This window comes from Anaerococcus provencensis, assembly GCF_000312365.2.
Lineage (GTDB): Bacteria > Bacillota > Clostridia > Tissierellales > Peptoniphilaceae > Anaerococcus > Anaerococcus provencensis.
In genome coordinates this window covers 40,502-62,885 of the sequence record NZ_HG003685.1, presented here as the reverse complement: position 1 = coordinate 62,885, position 22,384 = coordinate 40,502, and the positions used below count along the sequence as shown (strand labels likewise).

Genomic DNA, 22,384 nt, shown 5'->3' with positions numbered 1-22,384 from the left:
GAAAATAGGAGCTTTTTTTATATTTATTTATGATTTATATATAACTTTGACATTTGGCTTATGAAGAAATATAATTATCATCACAAAGGAAGAAAGGAGAAAATAATGAATAAAAAATTATTAGCATTAGCTTTAGCCGGTACATTCGCATTTGCAGGTTGTGGTAACAAAACTGAAGAAAAACCAGCAGAAACAACAACAGAACCAGCAGTAGAAGAACCAGCAAAAGACGAAGCTGATAAAGCAGCTGACGATGCAGCTGAAAAAGCTGATGACGCAGCAAAAGAAGCTGACGATGCAGCTGAAAAAGCTGATGATGCAGCAAAAGATGCAACAGACGCTGACGATGCAGCTGATGACGCAAAAGGAAATAACTAATTTAAATAATAAAGATCGAGTAGGAGCTAACATGTAGGATATGTAAATAATTTTGTGTATCAACCTAAATCCTGAGTAAGGGTAAGGGTTGATACATTTTTTATGTATCAATATATGTCCATTCCTATAGGAATGGAGCTTGTCTTAATTTTACACAACTTTAATAAACTGTCAAATTTTCATGAAAATTTACAGCAGATTTTATACTCGATTTTTTTACTTATTTAAAACCTCCCTTCAAAAAATATTGATAATTGTGATAAGATTTGATCCCAGCCACGTATTCTGCTTGTCCATTTACTTGAGGCATCTACCATTGCTAAATACAAACTTTTTTGTAGAGCATAGTCATTTGGAAATATGGTCTTGTTTTTAGTAACTTTTCTTAGTTGTCTATTGAAGTTTTCCATGGCATTTGTTGTGTATATTAGTTTTCTTATTCCTTCTGGATATTTGAAATACGTGGATAGTTCTGTCCAGTTGTTTTTCCAAGAGCTTACGCACATAGGATATTTCTTAGCCCATTTTTCTTCAAAGATGCCTAGATTAGTTAGGGCTAAGTCTTCTGTTGGTGCTTTGTATACTGCTTTTAAGTCTTTCATTAATTCTTTTATGTCTTTGTAGGATACATATTTTGTTGAGTTTCTTATTTGATGGATTATGCATTTTTGTATTTCTGCTTTTGGATATACTGCTTCTATGGCTTGGCTAAAGCCAGGTAGGTTGTCTGTCGATATTATTAGTATATCATCAAGGCCTCTTTCTTTTAGCTGATTTAATACTAAAAGCCAATATTTGCTTGATTCATTCTCTCCTACCCACATTCCTAGTATTTCTTTGAAACCTTCAAGATTGTATCCTAATGCAATGTATACTGCTTTCTTGACTACTATGTTGTTTTCTCTTACATGGTAGTGTATAGCGTCTAGGAATACCATAGGGTAGACTTTTTCTAATGGTCTATTTTGCCATTCTTCTATGGTTGGTAGTATTTTGTTGGTTATTTTGCTTACCATTGTTTCAGATATGCCAAATCCATAAATATCTTTGATATGACTTGATATATCTCTTGTGGTCATCCCTTTTGCGTACATCGATATTATCTGGTTTTCTATATTAGATATATCTTTTTCGTACTTTTTTAATGCTTGTGGTTCAAAGGATCCTTCTCTATCTCTTGGAATATTTAAATCTATATTTCCATAGGATGATTTAACAGTTTTTTACTTGAACCGTTTCTTGTATTGAGTGATAATGGTTTTTCCCCATATTCATAGTCTAAATGTTCATCAAGTTCTGCCTTTAAAAGTTCTTCCATAGTGTCTCCTAGAAGTTCTTTTAACACTTCTTGAATGTCTTGAGCGCTTTGAGGCTTGTATTCTTCGATTAACATTTTTGCTATCTTACTTCCTCTTGATTCGGGCCTTTTTCTTGGCATAAAAAATCCTCCTGATTAGTTGATTTTACCCTAATCAGGAGGTTTCTATACACAAAATTTTACACAGTCTCAACATGTAGCCCCTCTCACACCACTGTACGTGCCGTTCGGCATACAGCGGTTTAATTCGGATATGTAAATAATTTTGTGTATCAACCTAAATCCTGAGTAAGGGTAAGGGTTGATACATTTTTTATGTATCAATATATGTCCATTCCTATAGGAATGGAGCTTGTCTTAATTTTACACAACTTTAATAAACTGTCAAATTTTCATGAAAATTTACAGCAGATTTTATACTCGATTTTTTTACTTATTTAAAACCTCCCTTCAAAAAATATTGATAATTGTGATAAGATTTGATCCCAGCCACGTATTCTGCTTGTCCATTTACTTGAGGCATCTACCATTGCTAAATACAAACTTTTTTGTAGAGCATAGTCATTTGGAAATATGGTCTTGTTTTTAGTAACTTTTCTTAGTTGTCTATTGAAGTTTTCCATGGCATTTGTTGTGTATATTAGTTTTCTTATTCCTTCTGGATATTTGAAATACGTGGATAGTTCTGTCCAGTTGTTTTTCCAAGAGCTTACGCACATAGGATATTTCTTAGCCCATTTTTCTTCAAAGATGCCTAGATTAGTTAGGGCTAAGTCTTCTGTTGGTGCTTTGTATACTGCTTTTAAGTCTTTCATTAATTCTTTTATGTCTTTGTAGGATACATATTTTGTTGAGTTTCTTATTTGATGGATTATGCATTTTTGTATTTCTGCTTTTGGATATACTGCTTCTATGGCTTGGCTAAAGCCAGGTAGGTTGTCTGTCGATATTATTAGTATATCATCAAGGCCTCTTTCTTTTAGCTGATTTAATACTAAAAGCCAATATTTGCTTGATTCATTCTCTCCTACCCACATTCCTAGTATTTCTTTGAAACCTTCAAGATTGTATCCTAATGCAATGTATACTGCTTTCTTGACTACTATGTTGTTTTCTCTTACATGGTAGTGTATAGCGTCTAGGAATACCATAGGGTAGACTTTTTCTAATGGTCTATTTTGCCATTCTTCTATGGTTGGTAGTATTTTGTTGGTTATTTTGCTTACCATTGTTTCAGATATGCCAAATCCATAAATATCTTTGATATGACTTGATATATCTCTTGTGGTCATCCCTTTTGCGTACATCGATATTATCTGGTTTTCTATATTAGATATATCTTTTTCGTACTTTTTTAATGCTTGTGGTTCAAAAGATCCTTCTCTATCTCTTGGAATATTTAAATCTATATTTCCATAGGATGATTTAACAGTTTTTTTACTTGAACCGTTTCTTGTATTGAGTGATAATGGTTTTTCCCCATATTCATAGTCTAAATGTTCATCAAGTTCTGCCTTTAAAAGTTCTTCCATAGTGTCTCCTAGAAGTTCTTTTAACACTTCTTGAATGTCTTGAGCGCTTTGAGGCTTGTATTCTTCGATTAACATTTTTGCTATCTTACTTCCTCTTGATTCGGGCCTTTTTCTTGGCATAAAAAATCCTCCTGATTAGTTGATTTTACCCTAATCAGGAGGTTTCTATACACAAAATTTTACACAGTCTCTTTAATTCAAATAATAATCCAAACAACTTTGAAGTCCTCGCTTTGCGAGGATTTCTTTGTTTATATGATGTAGTCCTGTGGTTTTGGCAACCGCTTGATAGTGGTCTCCAAATCCTACTGACTGTTTTGCCATCCACATCGGAACTCCTAACTTTCGAAGTCCCCATAGGCGTTTTTCACTAGTCTTCCACTGCTTCCATATGACTATTCTCATTCTTGTTCTAAGTCGTTCATCTATCTTTCTAAGGACCGTCTTCATATCTCCTAGTCTAAAATAGCTTATCCACCCTCTAATTACTTGATTCAGTCTGTTGATTCGATAAGTCATTGCTACCGACCAGCTTCTCTTTGTTAACTGTTTCAACTTTCTTTGGAATCTTTGGATTGATTCTTTGTGTGGTCTTGCTTTCCATTCTTCTTTGTCTTTCCAAAAACCATATCCTAAATATTTTAGCTTTCTTGGTTTTGTAACTTTAGATTTTGTTGCATTTACTTTTAGTCCTAGTTTCTTTTCTATCCACTTTGTTACTGATGCCATTACTCTGTTAGCTGCTGCATTACTTCCTACAGTTATTACGCAGTCGTCTGCATATCTCACAAAGTGTAGCCCTCTTGCTTCTAATTCTTTGTCTAATTCGTTTAGCATTATGTTACTTAGAAGGGGCGATAGATTACCTCCTTGTGGTGTTCCCTTGGGTGTTTCTTCATATTTTCCTTTTATCATTACTCCTGCATTAAGATATTTCCTAATTAGAGATTCTGTGTCTGGGTCATGTATGAGGTTATGAACCAAGGTCATGAGTTTGTCTTGTGGGACGTTGTCAAAGAATTTCTCTAGATCTATGTCTACAATATAGGTGTATCCGTCATTAAAGTATTCAAGCAATTTCACTATCGCTTGTTGTGCTCTGCGATTTGGTCTAAAACCGTAACTATTATCACTAAAGTGTGGTTCTGCTATTGGTGTTAGAACTTGTGCAATTGCTTGTTCTATGACTCTGTCTACTATTGTTGGTATTCCTAGATTGCGTACACCTCCATTTGGTTTTGGTATTTCTACTCTTCTGACCGGTTTTGGTTTATACTTTCTTCTTCGAATTTTGTCTCTAATTTCTACCCAGTTGTTCTTAAGATATTGGTCTATTTCTTCGGTGGATATTCCATCTATTCCTTCTGCTCCTTTGTTTGCTTTCACTTTGTTTAGTGCTGCAAACATGTTTTCTCTACTGAGTATTTGTTCTAGCAGTCCTGACATTTGGATTGTCTCCTTTCTTTGTTATGCTCTGTATCCTCTTACTCCTAGCTCCTGTGAAATTTTTCCGCCGTTACGTCTTTGGTACGATTTTCTCGTCGGATATGGATACAGACTTTTGCAAGTCCATTTGACTTTGAATTATTCAGCCCTTCGCTCCACCTCTATTACAAAGGCTTCAATACTACTATGGCTTTTGCTGACTTCTCACTATTCGTTGCTACTACTTATTCGCTAGTGAGACCTCACGGGATAAGCCATCAATCTTTCCTTGTCTACCTGCCTAATCTACTTGCATGGTTTACGGTTGCCTTTTGGACTTCACGACTTTTGGTTCGCTTGTCCACCGTGCAAGCCTTAGTATTAGGTTTCTGTTCGTCAGGCTACAATTTTGCTATCCCTTCTTCTCGCCTGTACCTCACGGTACAAGCCTTGGGAATTGCTATGAGGTTCGCTGGCAACTACGCCCTTCGTGGACTTTCACCACAGATTGATGACATGCCCGTCATACCAAAAACAAAGAGCTAGCAATTTTTGCTAGCTCCTTTATTTTGTCCTTATCTTACAATAGTATGCATAGTATCATAGTTCATAGATTCTGCTATTCCCATCAGATACCTATCATCTTCTGTAACATCATCTTTTTGTCCATATAAGTATTCATCTATCACATAAGCCCTATTAAGCAGGCCATAATCATCAAAAATCGTACCCACCCAGGTAGTATGATAGGTCGTATTTAAGATCTTTGCCTTTGTATCATTAGCTCCCTTATAGATTATTGTATCAACCAAAAGACCATGCTCTACCCTATAGTCTCCATCAAAATTATTGTGATTTTGATTGGAAACGAGATTTCCTAATGAATAATAAATTATCCCCTTGCGACCATCCTTAGCCTCATATTCTTCCCTTGGTTGAATTACGTGAGGATGGTTACCAATGACCATGTCTGCGCCCCAATCAATCATATCGTGGGCAAGTTCAATTTGATATTCTTCAGGGTATGATTGGTATTCAACTCCCCAATGAGGATAAATTATGATGAATTCTGCTCCATCCTTGAGAGCATTAGAAATATCTCTTCTTATAAGGACATCGTCAATCATATTTACTTTTGCCAGCTTCTCAGCAGAATCTAGCAAGTATTCAAAGCCATTTAATTGTTCAGCATAGGCGAGTATTCCTACCTTGATCCCATTTATATCCTTGATTAAGTAGTTTTTGTCTGTACTATTTTTTTGTGTGCCAACATTTTCTATACCAGCTTTGTTTATGGCATCAATTGTATAGTCTAGGCCATCTAGGCCAGTATCCATACAGTGATTATTGGCAGTAGTTATAACATCAACCCCAATATCACTTAAAGCTCTAAATATATCTCCATTTGAGTTAAAAGTTGGATATCCTGAAGGTTCTAGGTCTGGATGAGTTGTAAATTCACAATTGACCATAAAATAATCGCTCTTTGATACATAATCTTTTAATTTTTCAAAGGGTCTATCATAATTATAGTCACCTGCTCCATAATTTCTAGCATAGTTATTAAAGTTAATATGTGGCAAAACATCGCCAGCAAAAAACAAACGAGCCATTTTGACATCTGTACTTTGTTTTTCGGAGCTTTCCGCATTGGCTATGTTTAAATTAGCGAATGAAAATATACTCAGAAAACTGATAATAATCAATTTTTTAATTTTTTTCATAAGTAACCTTCCTAATAAAGTTTTATTCATTATATCACGATTATATGAAAATAAAAAACTGACCACAATATCTTTCGATATTATAATCAGTTTAATCATAATTATTTAAATATTTATCTTATCTATCTGGGCTTTCGTAACCATTTTCTACTATAGTTTCACCATCACATGTGTTGATTCTTTTACCTTCGAACTCAACGATTCCACAGTTTTCTCCATTGCTCATTGGAACATCTTCGTTTGATTTTTTGTTTACTTCTTGATTATCACCAGCTTCGAAAACTTTTTTTTCATTTTCTTGTACCATAATATCCTCCTATGAATATTTAATGATTATCTTATACCTATTTTACCCATTTTTATTAAAATCTCACACAAAAAAAGACCCAACTGGGCCCTTTTTCTAGTGGGTTGCTCCACCCGTTACATCCAAATCTTTTTTGCCATCGTATTTTACAATGGCCCTTATAGCCGCATTTAAGCCTTTTACTATATCCTCTAGGCTCATTGACGCTGTGTTAGGCTTATCTACAACTTGTTCCGTCAAAAATGGCACATGGATAAATCCTGCTTTTATATTTCCATATTTTTCTGCCAGGTATAAGTCTTGGTACATGATGTGGTTGCATACAAAAGTACCCGCTGAGTTTGATACACTTGCTGGAATATTTTCCTTTTTAATTTCTTCTACCATAGCCTTGATTGGTAGGCTTGCAAAATATGCTGGAGCGCCATCTTCTCTGATTTTTACATCTATTGGTTGGTTGCCTTCATTATCTTCTATACGAGCATCATCTTCGTTGATTGCAACACGTTCTACTGTTATACCATATCTTCCACCGGCTTGGCCAATTGAAAGGATCACATCTGGTTGAACTTCTTTGATTTTTGCTTCAACTACATCAGCAGCCTTGTGAAATACTGTTGGTATTTCTAGCTTTATTATCTCTGCTCCTTCGATCTTTTCGTCTATTCTTTTTACAGATTCGATAGCTGGATTTGTTGGTTCTCCTCCAAAAGGATCAAATCCTGTTACTAATATTTTCATTATTACCTCCTAAAAGGCCCAAAATCTCATCAATAGTATGTGAACTACTATCATAAGTATAGAGAATAGTGCCTGTTCTTTTATTACCCCATTTTTATCTTCCATCTCTAGTAAACCTACTGGTAGTACGTTGAAGTTTCCTGCCATAGGTGTTAGAAGGGTACCACAATATCCTGCTGTCATTGCTAGAGCTGCCGCTATAGCTGGATCTGCCCCTTGAGCTATAACAAATGGAACTCCAATTCCTGCTGTAATAACAGTAAAGGCCGCAAAGGCATTGCCCATTATAGCTGTAAATATTACCATGCCTAGGACATAAGCAATAGATCCTGTCCATGGGGAAATAGTTGGAATCATGCCACCGATTATTGATGCTATTACATCACCTACACCTGCTGCTGCAAAGATTGCACCAAGAGCTGCAAGTAATTGTGGAAGTATTGCAACTGCACCAACTTGTTGAACCATCCTATCTGATTGTTTCATCATTCCTGCAAAACTTGTTTTTGTCATAATCATTATAATTACAAGAGCTACTATTGCGGTAAAGCCAAGGATTGATGAGCTTGATTCTGGTATAAGTTTTGCTAATATTATTGCAAGGACTGCCATAACAATTACTGGTATGAAAATCTTGTTACCAAGTCTGTTTGATCCTTCAATTTCTGTAGCTTCATCATTAGTTATTGCACCTTTGACTACAATACCATTGATTAATGAAATAATTCCTATTACTACTACAAGTGCACCTGCCACCATTGGTGGGATTAGTTTACCAAAGGCAAATAATACACCAAGTATTATCCAAAAGGCCATTGTTGTCACTTTCTTATCATTATCCTCAGCCTTAAAAACTCTATAAGCAGTATAGAAAAATTGTAGGCCAATTAGGACATAAATAAATTCCAAAAATTTCGCAAAGAATTCTTCAGCTGGCATTCCAAACATTGTCATTATTTGCCCCCTTTCATTCTCTTATCATCAATGATGTTTTTGATGACACCGAGTACTAAACAAATTATAGCAATTGGTAGTGATTTGCCTGCAATATCAGCATTTGTCACAGGATATCCAAGAGACTCCATTTGACCAACTATTAGCAAAACCCCGCCTGCACCTATAAAGGTATTTTGAGCAAAGAAGTTACCAAAGTTTTCCATAGCAGCTGCTCTTGATTTTAATTTCTCGCTATCTTTTTTCTCTAATTTACCACTTTGTTTCTCATATGATGCTTCTGCCATTGGGAAGATAATAGGCCTTACAAATTGTACAAGACCATAGATTCTCATTGAGAAAAATCCTGCTAGTTCCCTAAATAGTAGATATACACTATACAATGCTCCAGGTGAAAGGTTGTCGCGTTTTTTAACAATTTTTTCTGCAGATTGTTTTAATCCGAATTGTTCCGATAGTCCTATTACCGGCAAGGTAATTATAAATAAGGTTACTATTCTCTGGTTGACAAAGTTTTCGCCAAGTATACTAAGGAATTCTCCTATTGAAATTCCAGATACTAAAGCTGTGATAAATCCTGATAAAATAACTGTGAATACAATATTTAATTTGAAAATAAAGCCAAGTACAATTATCAGAATACCAATTAGTTTTAAATATTCCATATAAATCCTCCTTTAAAATATTTATATAATCTTAAAATGAAAACTAGAAAATGTCAATAATTATAATTTTATTTTAATTGTTTTTCATCATTAACCTTATAGAATCTTCTAGGTTCTTTGTTAAGATTTTAACCTCTTGTAGCATATTTTAAAAATAAACACTACAGTATAATTATAATAAATATTACCTATAAATACAATTATAAAATGAAGTATATTATTTTTAGGAGGAGAATATGAACTTTAAAGAAATTAGCGGAAGCGACTTGGAAAATAACTTGGATTCTTATGTTATTTATGATGTTAGAAGCAAGGAAGAGTACAAACTTGGTCATATCAAGGGAGCTATCAACATTCCCTACGATGAAGTCTCAGAGCATATTGATGAATTTAGAAATTTAGATAAGCCAATAGTACTACATTGTAGGACCAATAATCGCAGTTCCTATGCCGCGTCCATCTTACAAGGAGCAGGTATTGATGATATAACTATCGCACCAGGAGTAGCTTATTACGATTATAAATTGACAAAATAAAAGCTCCTCAATCGGAGCTTTCTTCAATCTACATATTAAAAAATTCTAGTATATCTAGATAAACTATAGACCTATCTTCTTCATTAAGTATTTCGTGGCGCATATGATCATAAACAACATTGTCAATATTTGTATAGCCTGCTTTTTTAAGAGTATTAATGCTATCTTCAAGGCCCTTATCAGATCCTGTTACTATGTCATCTGCGCCTGTTGCAGATAAAATCTCTAATTCCGGGTTTTTCACCATGTATCTTCTGACTTTCGACATCTTATTATTCATATCTATAATTGTAACCACACCACGCTCTAAGAAGGTTTGGACTCTTTGCTTATCATTTCTCTTGTTAATAACATTGTCCATATTATAGGAAATCCAAGTGTCATCACCCTTAAATCCTGGCAAAAGTGGGCTTAAGATAGCCGGCTGATATTTGTTGAAATAGAAAGTGATAATATTACCTAGAAAAAGTCCAAATCCAGCAACCTTGCTATGTTCAACAGTTCCAGTAAGTACTAGCTTATCTATAGTATCGTCATACTTTTGTAGGTAAAGTCTTGAAATCATAGAACCCATAGAGTGTCCTATCATATAAACTTTTAGGCCCGGATGAGTTTCTCTAGCAAATGAATTTACAGCATAGACGTCATTAATGACTTCTTCTGTAAGTCTCATATAGCCAGTTGGATACTTTTCAGAAATACTCTTACCATGGCCCCTATGATCGTGGGCAACGACTGTAAACCCATTGGCATTTAGATACTTTATAAAATCTATATAATTATAAGAATGCTCTGCCATACCATGGATTATATGTACTATTGCCTTGGGTTCGGCCACTTCGTAGAGCCTTAGAAAAATATCGTGGCCATCGTAATTTGTAAGATAAATCTCTTGGTGATCATCAAAAATTCTCTTATTCCTAATAAAATACTTTCTAGTATTCCTAACCCCTTCAAAATCTCTAGTAATTTTAAAGTAATAAAATTGAGGAAAGAGAATTAATATGGCTATTATAATCCAAATTGTTTTTGCACTCATAAATCATCCTCCATTTTTCTCACATTGATAGCAGAAGGCCCCCTTGGCCCATCTTCTCCATCAAAAGAAACCCTATCACCTTGGTCAAGTTTTTTGTAGTCATCATCAGATATAATACTAGTAAAGTGAACAAAATAGTCAATTCCATCAGATGACTGAATAAAACCATATCCTTTTTTATTATCAAAAAATTTAACTATTCCTGTTTCCATGTCATTTCCTTACTGCTTGAAATAGGATGCGCATTGTTTGATCATCCACCCTATCCATAGTATCTTCGTCAAACATTTTGACATCTTTAAATCCTTTTTGATGTAAAATATTATTTATATATTCCCTCTCATATACCCTTTCTTGTTGGTATTCATAGATTCTTTTGTAGGATCCGTCTTCATTTTCTACAAAGAAGTTTAGGTGCATATCTACTAGATCATCTTCCATGAAATTATCCCAGGTGTAGAATATATCTTCGTATTCGTAGACATAGCAGTTTGATCCAAAGATTTCACGCATCTTATACTCGGAATTGATATCTAAAATCAAGAGTCCATGCTCTTTGAGGTTTTTGTAACAATTTGCTATTAATTTCTCCAAGTCTTTGGGATTTGTGACATAGTTTATGGAATCTAGGAGTATTACTATCAGGTCGTAGGCTCCAGGATTTTCATATTCTACCATATCATAGTAAATCAAATTTACATTGTCATTGTCATATTTTTCTGCAAATACATTTAGCATATCTGTTGATATGTCAAGGGCATCTATCTCTTTAAATTCATCAAAGAAAAAATTTGTAAGCATGCCAGAACCTGCTGCAAGCTCTAGCATCTTATCTTTTTTTATATTATTTTTTTCTACTAGACTTAAGATATTTTGAGCGTATTTCTCATATTCTATATCAAAGCTTAGTTTGTCATATATATAGGAAAAATCTTCATACATTACTTATCTCTTATTTCTTCTAGTGAAGCCTTGGTTTTTTCTAATAAGTCTTCATAGTTGGCAAGTTTCTCACGTTCCTCATTAACAACAGCTTCTGGAGCCTTGTTTACGAAGTTTTGATTGTTTAGTTTGCCACTTGCCCTTTTTATTTCACTTTCTAGTCTCTTGATTTCATCATTTAGACGAGCTCTTTCTTTATCATAATCCATCAAATCATCAAGACTCATTAGTACAGTAAATTCATTAAATACAAGGTTTACAAGGCCTTCTTTGTCTTCATTAAATTCTTCTTTTAATAAAACTTTTACATCTCCGGCATTTGCAAGATTTACAAATTGATCTTTAAGCTCATCTAGTAAGTTCTTGTATGATTCATTTTCTGCAAGGATTATCAAATTTTGTTTGGTTTTTGCACCTACATTTAGAGTTGCTCTTTGGTTTCTAATTGCTGTGATAGCTTCGATAGCTGAATTTACTGTGGCTTCTTCGTTGATAAATTCAAATTTTTCTTCAAATCTTGGCCATTCTTCAACAATTAGCATGTCTTTTTTGTCTGGTAGGGCTGAATAAATTTCTTCTGTAATAAATGGCATAAATGGATGAAGTAGGGCAATCATTTTGTTTAGAACATATAGTAAAACTTTCTTTACATCCGCCTTAGCTTCTTCGTCTTCTCCATATAATCTTAACTTAGCAAATTCTATATACCAGTCGCAGTATTCTTCCCAGATGAAGTTTTCTATCCTAGATGCAGCTAAACCTATCTCGTAATTTTCGAGGTTCTTTGTAACTTCTTCGATTACATTGTTTAGGCGTTTTAATATCCACTTGTCTTCAAGTTCTAGGTTTTTGATTGTTGAGAAGTCTAAATCGTCGCCTTCTTCTATATTCATAAGAACAAAACGACTTGCATTCCAAAGTTTGTTGGCAAAGTTTCTGCTTGCTACAATTCTCTTTTCATCATAGCGCATATCATTGCCTGGACTATTTCCTGTGATTAGGGTAAATCTTAAGGCATCAGCACCATATTGGTCTACAACTTCTATTGGATCTACGCCATTGCCCAAGGACTTGCTCATCTTGCGTCCTTGTGGATCGCGGATAAGGCCTGTAAATAATACGTGGTCAAAAGGCACTTTGCCTGTTGTGTAAAGGGATGAGAATACCATTCTGATTACCCAGAAAAATATTATGTCATAACCTGTTATGAGGATATCTGTTGGGAAGAAGTAGTCCAGCTTCTCATTTTCTTCTGGCCAACCAAGTGTTGCAAATGGCCAAAGGGCTGATGAGAACCAAGTATCTAGTGTATCTTCTTCTTGGGTCACATGAACACCATCAAGCATTCCATTTTCATCTGGCTCATCTTCTGAAACTATTATTTCTCCATCATCGGTATAGAATACTGGTAATCTATGTCCCCACCATAGTTGACGAGATATAGTCCAATCGCGAATGTTGTTTAGCCAGTTCATGTAAGTTTTACCTAGTGATTCTGGTATTAGTTTAAGTTCACCATCTTCGTAAGCATCAATAGCCATTTTAGCAAGGCCATCCATTTTTACAAACCATTGTTTTGATATAAGTGGTTCGATTACAACATTTGTCCTCTCGCTATAACCTACAGCATGTGTTAGACTTTCGATTTTTTCTAAATATCCCTCTTCCTCAAGTTCAGCTACTAAGGCCTTACGTGCCTCATACCTTTCTAGTCCAGAATATTTTCCATAGCCATCTTTTATGTGTCCTTTTGTGTCAATTACTACGCATTGGCCGAGGTCATGACGAGCTCCAACTTCGAAGTCATTTGGGTCATGGGATGGGGTTATTTTTACACAACCTGTACCATATTCCATATCAACATAGGAATCTTCTATTATTGGTAATTTTCTACCGACAATTGGAAGTATTACATTTTTGCCTATTTTGTCCTTAAATCTAGGATCTTCTGGGTTTACAGCAACTGCTAGGTCGCCAAACATAGTTTCTGGACGAGTAGTTGCTATTGTGATGTAATCCTCGCTATCTTCAAAGAAGTATTTGATATACCAAAGATTACCTTCTTTTTCTTCGTGGTAAACTTCTGCATCAGATATAGCTGTCTCTGCTTCTACATCCCAGTTTACAATCCTGTTGCCTTGATAAATTAGACCATCATCGTACATTTTTTTGAAAACTTTTTTAACAGCACGAGTTAGGTTCTCATCCATGGTAAAGCTATCGTAGTCCCAATCACAAGAAACTCCTATGGTTCTTAGTTGTTTTTTGATTGTACCACCATATTTTTCTGTCCAAGCCCAAGCTTCTTCTAAAAACTTCTCGCGGCCTAGGTCTTTCTTAGTGTGACCTTCACCACGAATCTTCCCAACAACCTTTGCTTCTGTAGATATAGAAGCGTGGTCTGTGCCAGGTATCCATAGGGCCTCAAAGCCAGCCATTCTTTTATAGCGAATGATAATATCTTGGATAGTATTGTTTAGAGCATGGCCTAGGTGAAGTTGTCCTGTTACATTTGGTGGTGGCATTACTATAGTAAATGGCTTCTTGTCCTTGTTTACATCAGCCTTAAAGTATCCACCATCTTCCCATTTGTGGTAAATTTCTTTTTCAAATCCTAGAGGATTATATTTTGTGTCCATAAATTTCTCCTTAAAAAAAGTGGCAAGGCAATAGCTCTAGGACGAGTTATCGCGTTACCACCTAAATTTCTTTTGATAAAAAAGACTCTCTCTTGCACTTATGCGTGCCACATGAAATATGAATAAAAGCAACCTTCAAAGGGTCAATTTAAAGATTTGCACCAACCATCTTCTCTCTAAAAAATCTTACCTTCTACTCCTCTTTTAATATTTCCTATTAACTAAAAATATTATATTTCATTTATCTTTTTTGTCAAAAAGTTTTAATTCTTTGAAAATATTTGCAAGCTTATTATATATACTATTGGTCTAGAATCTTGTTTTTTCTAAGATATGTTAAATTATTTACTAGCAATTGTTTTCATATTTTAATTTTGTGTTATAATATCAATAGGGTTAGAGAAAGGTGAAATTTATGGAATTATTTGTTTACATTATTTCCGATACAGATGGAGTAGGTATTACTCAACTATCCAGAAATGCTATGGAAAAATTTAATGTTGGTTATAAAGAAAACTTATATGTAAATATCCATGATGAAAAAAGTCTTAGAAATATACTCGAAGAAGTTGACAAAGATCGAGGTCTAAAGATTATTTTTAATTCTCTAAACAACCCAGGCCATAACAAAGCCCTAAAAGAATTTTGCAAGGACTATTCTATCTTATCAATTGACTTCACATCCTACTCGCTAAATAAAATTAGCAATTATCTAGGAATCAACCCTACTAACAAGGATTATTTAGAAGATGATAAGATTTACCATAGTTCAAAGAGAATTGATGCTATTGATTTTGCTATCAAATATGACGATGGCAAGGATTTTAGGGGGCTAGAATATTGTGATATTTGTATAGTTGGTGTTTCTAGATCATCTAAAACCCCACTTTCAGTATATCTTGCTAGTATAGGCTACAAAGTTTCAAACATTCCACTTGTCCTAAATTCTAAGGTTCCAAAAGAACTTTTTGAGATTGATTCTAGAAAAATCTTTGGCTTAACCATGGATTATGATAGATTGGCTCAACTTAGAAAAGCAAGGCTAAATGTCATGCATTTAGCCAAAAGCTCAACTTATAGTGATGTAGAATATATCAAAAAAGAACTTGCCTATGCCGAAGAAATAATGAAAGATTTGGATTGTAAAATCATAGATGTCACTAATCAATCAATAGAAGAAACATCCGATTATATCATCAGTAATATTGAAAAAGTTATTAATTGAAAGGAGATAATATGGCTGATAAATTTGTTTATAATTTTAACGAAGGTAACAAGGAAATGAGAGCCTTACTTGGTGGTAAGGGTGCTAACTTGGCTGAAATGACCAATTTAGGAATACCTGTTCCATATGGATTTACCATCACAACAGAAGCTTGTACAAGATTTTACAAAGAAGATAAAGCTTTATGGGAAAGCTTAAACGAAGAAGTAACAAACCACATCAAAGACTTAGAAGCAGCTAACGAAAAAACATTTGGTTCAACTGAAGATCCACTATTAGTTTCAGTAAGATCTGGTGCACCAATTTCCATGCCAGGTATGATGGATACTATCCTTAACTTGGGTCTAAATGACCAAGCTGTTATCGGTCTTGCTAAAAAAACCGACAATGAAAGATTTGCATACGACTCATACAGACGTTTTATCCAAATGTTTGCCGACGTTGCAATGGAACTTGACAAAAATAACTTCGAAAAACTTCTAACAGCTAAGAAAAAAGCTAAAGGTGTAGAACTTGATACAGAGCTTGATAGCAACGACCTTAAAGAATTAGTTGAAGAATACAAGGCAAAATATAAAGAATTAAAAGGCGAAGATTTCCCACAAGAACCAAGAGAACAACTAGACCTTGCTATATCAGCTGTATTTAGATCTTGGGGTAACGAACGTGCTATCCTTTATAGAAAATTAAATGACATCGATGATGCAATGGGTACAGCAGTTAACGTTCAAACCATGGTTTACGGTAACATGGGCGATACATCTGGAACAGGTGTAGCATTCTCAAGAAACCCAGCTACAGGTGAAAACCAACTATTTGGTGAATACCTAATCAATGCTCAAGGTGAAGACGTTGTTGCTGGTGTAAGAACTCCTCAAGAAATCCACACCCTAGAAAGTGCAATGCCAGAAGTTTATGAACAATTTGCTGCAACAGCTAAAAAACTTGAAGACCACTACCAAGATATGCAAGATATGGAATTTACCATCCAAGAAGGTAAACTATTCTTACTTCAAACCAGAAATGGTAAGAGAACAGCTCAAGCTGCAGTTCAAGTAGCCGTTGACCTAGTAAACGAAGGCCATTTAGACAAAAAGGAAGCAGTATTAAGAGTAAACCCAAAAGACTTAGATGGACTACTCCACCCTACATTTACAAATAAAGCTAAAGATACAAACGAAGCAGCAGCAACAGGACTTGCAGCATCTCCAGGAGCTGCAGTTGGTAAAATTTCTTTCACAGCAAAAGACGCTGCAAAAAGAGCTTCTGAAGGTGAATCAGTAATACTTGTTCGTGAAGAAACATCACCAGAAGACCTTGAAGGTATGGTATCTGCACAAGGTATCCTAACAGCTCGTGGTGGTATGACAAGTCACGCTGCAGTAGTAGCTCGTGGTATGGGTAAATGCTGTGTATCTGGAGCAAGCGAAATCCACGTTGACGAAGACGAAGGAACCATGAGAATTGGTGAAAATATCTATACTAAAGAAGATACAATCTCAATTGATGGTTCTACAGGTAAGGTTTATATTGGAAATCTTGAAACTCAATCTCCACAATTAGAAGGTAACTTCGAAACATTTATGGGATGGGTTGATGAATATAGAGACATGAAAATTAGAACAAATGCCGATACACCAAGAGATGTAAAACAAGCTCTAGAATTTGGTGCAGAAGGTATTGGTCTATGCCGTACAGAGCACATGTTCTTTAAAGAAGACAGAATCTTCCAAGTAAGAAAAATGATTCTTGCAGCTGACCTTGAAACTAGAGAAGCAGCACTTGATAAAATCCTACCAATGCAAGAAGATGACTTCTATCAAATCTATTCACTAATGGGTGAAAGACCAGTTACAGTAAGACTTCTAGATCCACCACTACACGAATTCTTACCAAGAGGAGAAGCTGAAATCAAAGATCTAGCTCATGACTTAGGTATTGAGCCAAACCGTGTACGTGAGAGAATAGCTGAACTACAAGAAGTTAACCCAATGCTAGGCTTCAGAGGACTAAGACTTGGGGTAAGATATCCAGAAATATCTAGAATGCAAGCTCGTGCTATAATCCAAGCTGCTATTCACTGCCATGAAGATGGAATCAAAGTTGTACCAGAAATAATGATTCCACTTTCAAATGATGTTCATGAATTAAAATATGTTATAGACGAAGTTAACGATGAAATCGAAAAAGTATTTGAAGAAAAAGGAACAAAAATTGACTACTTAGTAGGTACAATGATTGAAATCCCAAGAGCTGCAATAACAGCTGATGAAATTGCTCAAATCACTGACTTCTTCAGCTTCGGTACAAACGACTTGACACAAATGACCTTTGGTCTATCAAGAGATGACGCTGGTAAGTTCTTGCCACTATATCTAGAAAAAGATATCTATGAAAAAGATCCATTCCAAGTACTAGATCAAAAAGGCGTTGGTTTCTTAGTAGAAACTGCTGTTGAAAAAGGGCTAAGCACAAACAAAGACCTTCACTTAGGTATTTGTGGTGAGCACGGTGGTGAACCTAACACTGTAAAATACCTATACAATGTAGGACTTGACTACGCTTCATGCTCTCCATTTAGAGTTCCAATAGCAAAACTAGCTGCTGCACAAGCTGCTATAGAAAAAGAAAACAAATAAAAAAATAGCCAGTTAATTTTGAAGTGAGCCTTTCAATTTAGGTTCACTTCATTTTTTATGGCTATTATTTTAAGTGTCTTCTATAAAGTTTTACTAATAGAATACCTCCATCTAAATTAATATAAGCATCATCCATCAAGTATCCTATAGTCTTAAATTCCTCCATATCTGCAGTATTCATCAAACCTTCGTAATAATGGTCGTACTCACTTACTCTGGGGTTCATAAATACGCTTTCTAGCGCCCTTGTATCGACATCCCTAGGATTAATTTGGCCTTCTACTACTATCTTTGTCCTTTCTTGATCTATTGAAATATCAACATTTATATGAGAGTATTCGTGGTAAGTATAGTATTGCATTATAAGATCTACTATTCTACGTGCATTTTCTCTTTCTTTATTCATCCTTATACCTCTCAATTAAATTTCTAAATAATGGTACCAAAACTGCAGCAACAAATCCTCCTGCAAGTCCATTATTATATAAGTTTATGCCACCGTGAATAAAACCAACATTTGTAGCAACAGCCTTATGAGTGAATCCTGCAAAAATACCAGCTAATACTCCAAATTCTCCAGCAATAGGTGCTATGGTAGTTGAAAATAAAGCTGTTAATATAGCCGGTGTTCCAGAAGGATCATACTTATTATAGATACTAGCTACTAGAACTCCCAGCATTATAGGAAGTACATTTTTAGGATGTTTACCAAATACACTAAAGCCCATGACAGTGAGTATACCTCCTAATATTGGCCCATTTATAACTCCCCCACAGATTTTGACGTATAAGATAGAAATAATTCCAGTTATGCCAACATTAAAAATTACCAAGTATTTATTAAATAAAATAGTGAAGTCGCTTACTAGTCTACCACTTTGTTTGAGCAATTTACCGTAACCCTTTAGACCTTTGTTTTTTATCAGACCGTAGCATACAAATATAGTACATATGATTGATAAAAAAACTAAAGGATACAAATCACTGCCTGTATATATTATATTAACTTCTGGAATAATCCTATCAAACATCCTCAAATTTCCAGCAATAATTATTCCTATAATGCCAAGGCTAAAGCCAACATTGTATAGTGAATACCCATCATGAAAGGCAATCATGTTTGCCGAAATAGGAATTATTATAAAACCTACCAAGATACCGACAAGAGCGCCTAATATAAAGCCTGTTATTATGCTAAAATTTAAGCCAAAGTAAAACAAAGATACCACTGGGCTAATGCCTGTTACAAAGCACATAACATGCATATAATTTGATACTTCTAGCTTTTTGTACATACAATATAAGTAGACTCCCACCATTAATGGAATTGTATTTAAAACATTCTTACCAAAAAATGAAAATCCAAGCACAGTAAATAAGCCAGATATGAGCGCACCTGTAAGCCTTGCCCCACTTTTATCAGCAACAAAAACAGAAAATAGAAGCATTAGGCCAGCATTTACAAAAGCTGCTCCCATTCCTCCTATCTCCATATAATCAGACACTAGGACAGATGGAGAAGTCAGAATATTTAACATCCCTTGGTAAATATTTGTTATAGAATCTAAAGATAGACCAAATAAAACAAATATCAAGCTTGCCAAGTAAAAATCCCTATATCTAAAATCACTGAGAGTTCTCATCTACATCCTCACTTTGACTTTCATATTTTTTTAAAAAATCTTCTACTATTTTCATATATTCATCATTGGCATTTTTCGGAAAAGACGCATGTTTGTATCCATCCACCAGGTGAAGTTCCTTATTATCGTGGCTTATGGACTTATATATATCTTCTGCCATATAAGGTGGAGTCAGTGTATCGTCATTTGAATTTGTAATAAGAACTGGCTTTCTTACGTTTTTAATCCATTTTAAGCCATCAAAATCACTAAATTTAATCCCAAGAGCAAATCTGGAATACCAGTCCCCGGCTGCCATAAGATATGACATAGGTATGTCTTGACCTTTTGTAGCTTCTTCCATCACTTTTTCAAGTAGAATTCTGCCATCAGACAAGCTAGAATCCAAAATCAAATAATCTATATAATAATCTTCGCGACCTGCCGCAATAATGCTTGTAAGTCCCCCATATGATTCTCCCCACAAGATTGACTTGGCATCTTGGTATTTTTCCTTGTACTTAGGAACTATATAGGACAAAACTGCAAGTGTATCATCAGATTCCAGTACTCCAAAAGTATTATAATCTGCCATATTTTCACCAGAATTCCTTTGATCATAAGCAAGAACATCATAACCAATATCCAAAAACCCTTCCACCAAAAAAGCCATAGATTCTTTGGTCCCACCCATGCCATGAACAAGGACTGCTATATTTTGGTTGCCTTCTTTTTGTACCAAAATAGCCGGTACTTTAATATCAGAACTATCTTTTGATATTTTAAGTTTTGAGACCTTATATTTGTCAACAATCTTAGCATAAGAATCCTTATATTCTTTTATTGACTTAATAGTTTCTTCTCTGGATGTTGCGTTAGTATATCCTTTAAAAACTTGTCTACCAATAAATGCAGTAAATCCTAAAAATACAAGAATCAATAATGCTAATAGCCCTAGTAAAATATTTTTTATAATTTTCTTCATAAATTACTCCAATATATACAAACCATTTAATTTGACTGTTGCAACAAGTTATTCTATTAGCTATATTATATAAAATTTAATATGTATTGACAATATAATAAAATTTATATACTATAGTAGTAACTAGTTACTACTATAGGAGAGCTAATATGGAAAACATAAAAAATAAACAATTCATATTTGCAAATGTATTTATTATTGCAAATAGGCTTCAAACGGCATGCGAAAAAATCCAAACAGATATTACAATGAAACAATGGCTAATGCTTGCAATCGCATCATCAACAGATGGGATCCAAAACCTAAGTGAAATAGGCAGGCTTATGGGTTGTTCTAGGCAAAACGTGAGAAAACTTGCAAATCCCCTAATAAAAAAAGACTTCATAAGGCTTGTGAAAGGCGATAACAATTCTATAAACATTATTCCTACTGAAAAATTTGAAAGTTATTCAAAAAAAATGGAAGATAAAAATCTTATGACCTTGAATTTACTTTTTGAAAATTTCACCCAATCAGAATTAGTAGAAGCATGTAAATTTATAGGTAAATTTTATGAGGGCCTGGAAAAGGTTGAAAAATATGGAGTAGATTTAAATGAAGGGAAGTAAAAATATAATTATGGTAGTTTTGGGAATTTTAATTATAGTGATTGGAATTTTTCTAGTTTATTTTAACATATCCTATTCCCCACTTAAAAATAATTTTAATAGTGATTTTAAGGCTTTGAATAATGAAACAAATAAGAAAAATGAATATTTTAGCAGGGAAGATTTCTCAGATTTTCCTGATGCTATAGTAAAATATATGGAAAATAATGGTTTTATAGGTAAAGAAAAAATGGACTATGCATATATGGAATATAAGAATGTTGACTTTGCTCAAAGTCCTGAACGCAAATTAAAGATAGATTACAGCCAGTACAATTTTGCCCATAGACCAAACCGTATAGCTCTTGTGGAAAGTAGTATCTTCGGTATTCCATTTGAAGGTTATGACTACTACATAGATGGTAGAGGCGGCATGCATGGTATGCTTGGAAAAATGTTAACTTTATTTCACCAAAAAGGTGACAAAATGGATCAGGGGGCACTTTGTACATATCTTTCTGAATCTTTGTTTGTACCTTCTAGTATTTTATATAACAAAAATATCAGTTTTGAAGAAATAGATCCATTTAATGTTAAAGCCAGCATAAGCGATGGGGGTATTAGTGTAAGTGGTATTTTTACCTTTAATGAAAATTATGAAATGACCAGATTTTATACTGAAGATAGGCCAGCTGTTAAAGATGATGGAAGTATCGATAATATTGCCTGGAGTGCTAATATACTTTCATATAAGAAATATGACCAGGGAATCAATTTCATCGACCATGTTCAAATTATTTGGCACTATCCTGAGGGTGATTTTGTGTATTTTGATGGTAGAATAGACAAGTTAATATTTAAATCAGAACTACCAGCTTAGCTGGTAGTTTCCACAGCGCCTAGAAGGCGCGAATACCGGCACGCCCCTATTGGGGCTCCGAGTATTATCTCCACATGCACCACTTTCTCAGCTTCTGCTTAAGCAGTTTATTTATTGCTTCTTTTTACTGACTCTCCCGTAAACGGGTCATAGTATTCCTTGATACTTATTTGATCCGCATAATAGTCTTCTTTTAGTTGATTTTGTATATATTCTTTTATCATTTTCTCATTTCGCCCTACTGTA

Annotated in this window: 20 protein-coding genes and 2 pseudogenes; 6 read left to right on the top strand and 16 right to left on the bottom strand. The window is 34.6% G+C overall.

Annotation, left to right across the window (positions count from 1 at the left end):
* Positions 1-105 precede the first annotated feature (105 nt).
* Positions 106-378, top strand: coding sequence for a hypothetical protein (locus tag BN38_RS00660; protein ID WP_044564994.1), 273 nt, complete (start codon positions 106-108; stop codon positions 376-378).
* Between the two features lie 224 nt (positions 379-602).
* Here the strand turns inward: BN38_RS00660 and BN38_RS00655 are convergent.
* The 8 genes and pseudogenes from BN38_RS00655 to BN38_RS00615 all read right to left on the bottom strand — a co-directional run bounded on the left by BN38_RS00655 (position 603) and on the right by BN38_RS00615 (position 9,044).
* Positions 603-1,771, bottom strand: a pseudogene (locus BN38_RS00655) (IS256 family transposase).
* Between the two features lie 362 nt (positions 1,772-2,133).
* Entirely contained in the window at positions 2,134-3,303 is a 1,170-nt protein-coding gene (locus BN38_RS00645) for an IS256 family transposase (RefSeq protein WP_195890876.1), read from the bottom strand.
* A 117-nt stretch (positions 3,304-3,420) separates the two neighbouring features.
* Positions 3,421-4,674 carry a group II intron reverse transcriptase/maturase gene (gene ltrA / locus BN38_RS00640; protein ID WP_044564990.1) on the bottom strand — a complete coding sequence of 418 codons (1,254 nt, stop codon included), beginning with the start codon at positions 4,672-4,674 and terminating at the stop codon, positions 3,421-3,423.
* 554 nt (positions 4,675-5,228) lie between these two features.
* Positions 5,229-6,377 carry a CapA family protein gene (locus BN38_RS00635; RefSeq protein WP_049944403.1) on the bottom strand — a complete coding sequence of 383 codons (1,149 nt, stop codon included), beginning with the start codon at positions 6,375-6,377 and terminating at the stop codon, positions 5,229-5,231.
* 118 nt (positions 6,378-6,495) lie between these two features.
* On the bottom strand, positions 6,496-6,684 hold the full coding sequence (locus tag BN38_RS00630; protein ID WP_044564989.1) for a hypothetical protein: 189 nt from the start codon (positions 6,682-6,684) through the stop codon (positions 6,496-6,498).
* Between the two features lie 96 nt (positions 6,685-6,780).
* Complete coding sequence (gene pcp / locus BN38_RS00625; protein ID WP_044564988.1) at positions 6,781-7,425, bottom strand: pyroglutamyl-peptidase I; 645 nt, start codon at positions 7,423-7,425, stop codon at positions 6,781-6,783.
* Positions 7,426-7,434: 9 nt separating this feature from the next.
* A complete protein-coding gene (locus BN38_RS00620; protein WP_230197692.1) occupies positions 7,435-8,379 on the bottom strand; it encodes a 5-oxoproline transporter, DUF979 family subunit in 945 nt (314 codons plus the stop codon).
* Positions 8,379-9,044, bottom strand: coding sequence for a DUF969 domain-containing protein (locus BN38_RS00615; RefSeq protein ID WP_044564987.1), 666 nt, complete (start codon positions 9,042-9,044; stop codon positions 8,379-8,381). The genes BN38_RS00620 and BN38_RS00615 overlap by 1 nt, the downstream gene beginning before the upstream one ends.
* A gap of 236 nt (positions 9,045-9,280) precedes the next feature.
* Between BN38_RS00615 and BN38_RS00610 the strand changes: the two genes are divergently transcribed.
* Positions 9,281-9,580, top strand: a complete 300-nt coding sequence (locus BN38_RS00610) for a rhodanese-like domain-containing protein (RefSeq protein WP_044564986.1) — start codon at positions 9,281-9,283, stop codon at positions 9,578-9,580.
* A gap of 28 nt (positions 9,581-9,608) precedes the next feature.
* Here BN38_RS00610 and BN38_RS00605 read toward each other — a convergent pair whose 3' ends face one another.
* From BN38_RS00605 to BN38_RS00590, 4 genes are read right to left on the bottom strand one after another with little or no spacing between them, the layout of a single operon-like run.
* Positions 9,609-10,619 (bottom strand): alpha/beta fold hydrolase, encoded by a 1,011-nt coding sequence (locus BN38_RS00605; protein WP_044564985.1) that lies wholly within the window; start codon positions 10,617-10,619, stop codon positions 9,609-9,611.
* Positions 10,616-10,831: a cold-shock protein gene (locus BN38_RS00600; protein WP_044564984.1), complete on the bottom strand. Its 216-nt coding sequence runs from the start codon at positions 10,829-10,831 to the stop codon at positions 10,616-10,618. Before BN38_RS00600 ends, BN38_RS00605 begins: the two co-directional genes overlap by 4 nt.
* A 1-nt stretch (position 10,832) precedes the next feature.
* On the bottom strand, positions 10,833-11,561 hold the full coding sequence (locus BN38_RS00595; protein ID WP_044564983.1) for a class I SAM-dependent DNA methyltransferase: 729 nt from the start codon (positions 11,559-11,561) through the stop codon (positions 10,833-10,835).
* Entirely contained in the window at positions 11,561-14,200 is a 2,640-nt protein-coding gene (locus tag BN38_RS00590) for a valine--tRNA ligase (RefSeq protein WP_044564982.1), read from the bottom strand. The genes BN38_RS00595 and BN38_RS00590 overlap by 1 nt, the downstream gene beginning before the upstream one ends.
* Before the next feature lie 415 nt (positions 14,201-14,615).
* Here BN38_RS00590 and BN38_RS00585 point away from each other — a divergent pair, with 415 nt between their 5' ends.
* A complete protein-coding gene (locus BN38_RS00585; RefSeq protein ID WP_044564981.1) occupies positions 14,616-15,425 on the top strand; it encodes a pyruvate, water dikinase regulatory protein in 810 nt (269 codons plus the stop codon).
* Between the two features lie 11 nt (positions 15,426-15,436).
* Entirely contained in the window at positions 15,437-18,064 is a 2,628-nt protein-coding gene (ppdK, locus tag BN38_RS00580; RefSeq protein WP_044564980.1) for a pyruvate, phosphate dikinase, read from the top strand.
* 64 nt (positions 18,065-18,128) lie between these two features.
* On the opposite strand, the gene BN38_RS00575 is transcribed toward ppdK, so the two are convergent.
* Genes BN38_RS00575 through BN38_RS00565 form a run of 3 tightly spaced genes read right to left on the bottom strand, consistent with a single transcriptional unit; the run spans position 18,129 to position 20,671 of the window.
* Positions 18,129-18,470: a hypothetical protein gene (locus BN38_RS00575; RefSeq protein WP_044564979.1), complete on the bottom strand. Its 342-nt coding sequence runs from the start codon at positions 18,468-18,470 to the stop codon at positions 18,129-18,131.
* Positions 18,463-19,707 (bottom strand): DUF1576 domain-containing protein, encoded by a 1,245-nt coding sequence (locus tag BN38_RS00570; protein ID WP_044564978.1) that lies wholly within the window; start codon positions 19,705-19,707, stop codon positions 18,463-18,465. Before BN38_RS00570 ends, BN38_RS00575 begins: the two co-directional genes overlap by 8 nt.
* Complete coding sequence (locus tag BN38_RS00565; RefSeq protein ID WP_044564977.1) at positions 19,691-20,671, bottom strand: alpha/beta hydrolase; 981 nt, start codon at positions 20,669-20,671, stop codon at positions 19,691-19,693. The genes BN38_RS00570 and BN38_RS00565 overlap by 17 nt, the downstream gene beginning before the upstream one ends.
* Before the next feature lie 149 nt (positions 20,672-20,820).
* Here BN38_RS00565 and BN38_RS00560 point away from each other — a divergent pair, with 149 nt between their 5' ends.
* Together BN38_RS00560 and BN38_RS00555 are read left to right on the top strand one after the other, a co-directional pair.
* Positions 20,821-21,279 (top strand): helix-turn-helix domain-containing protein, encoded by a 459-nt coding sequence (locus BN38_RS00560; RefSeq protein WP_044564976.1) that lies wholly within the window; start codon positions 20,821-20,823, stop codon positions 21,277-21,279.
* Positions 21,266-22,138, top strand: a complete 873-nt coding sequence (locus BN38_RS00555) for a DUF6544 family protein (RefSeq protein ID WP_049944402.1) — start codon at positions 21,266-21,268, stop codon at positions 22,136-22,138. The genes BN38_RS00560 and BN38_RS00555 overlap by 14 nt, the downstream gene beginning before the upstream one ends.
* 107 nt (positions 22,139-22,245) lie before the next feature.
* Here the strand turns inward: BN38_RS00555 and BN38_RS11640 are convergent.
* Positions 22,246-22,384, bottom strand: a pseudogene (locus tag BN38_RS11640) (IS200/IS605 family transposase); the annotation flags it as partial.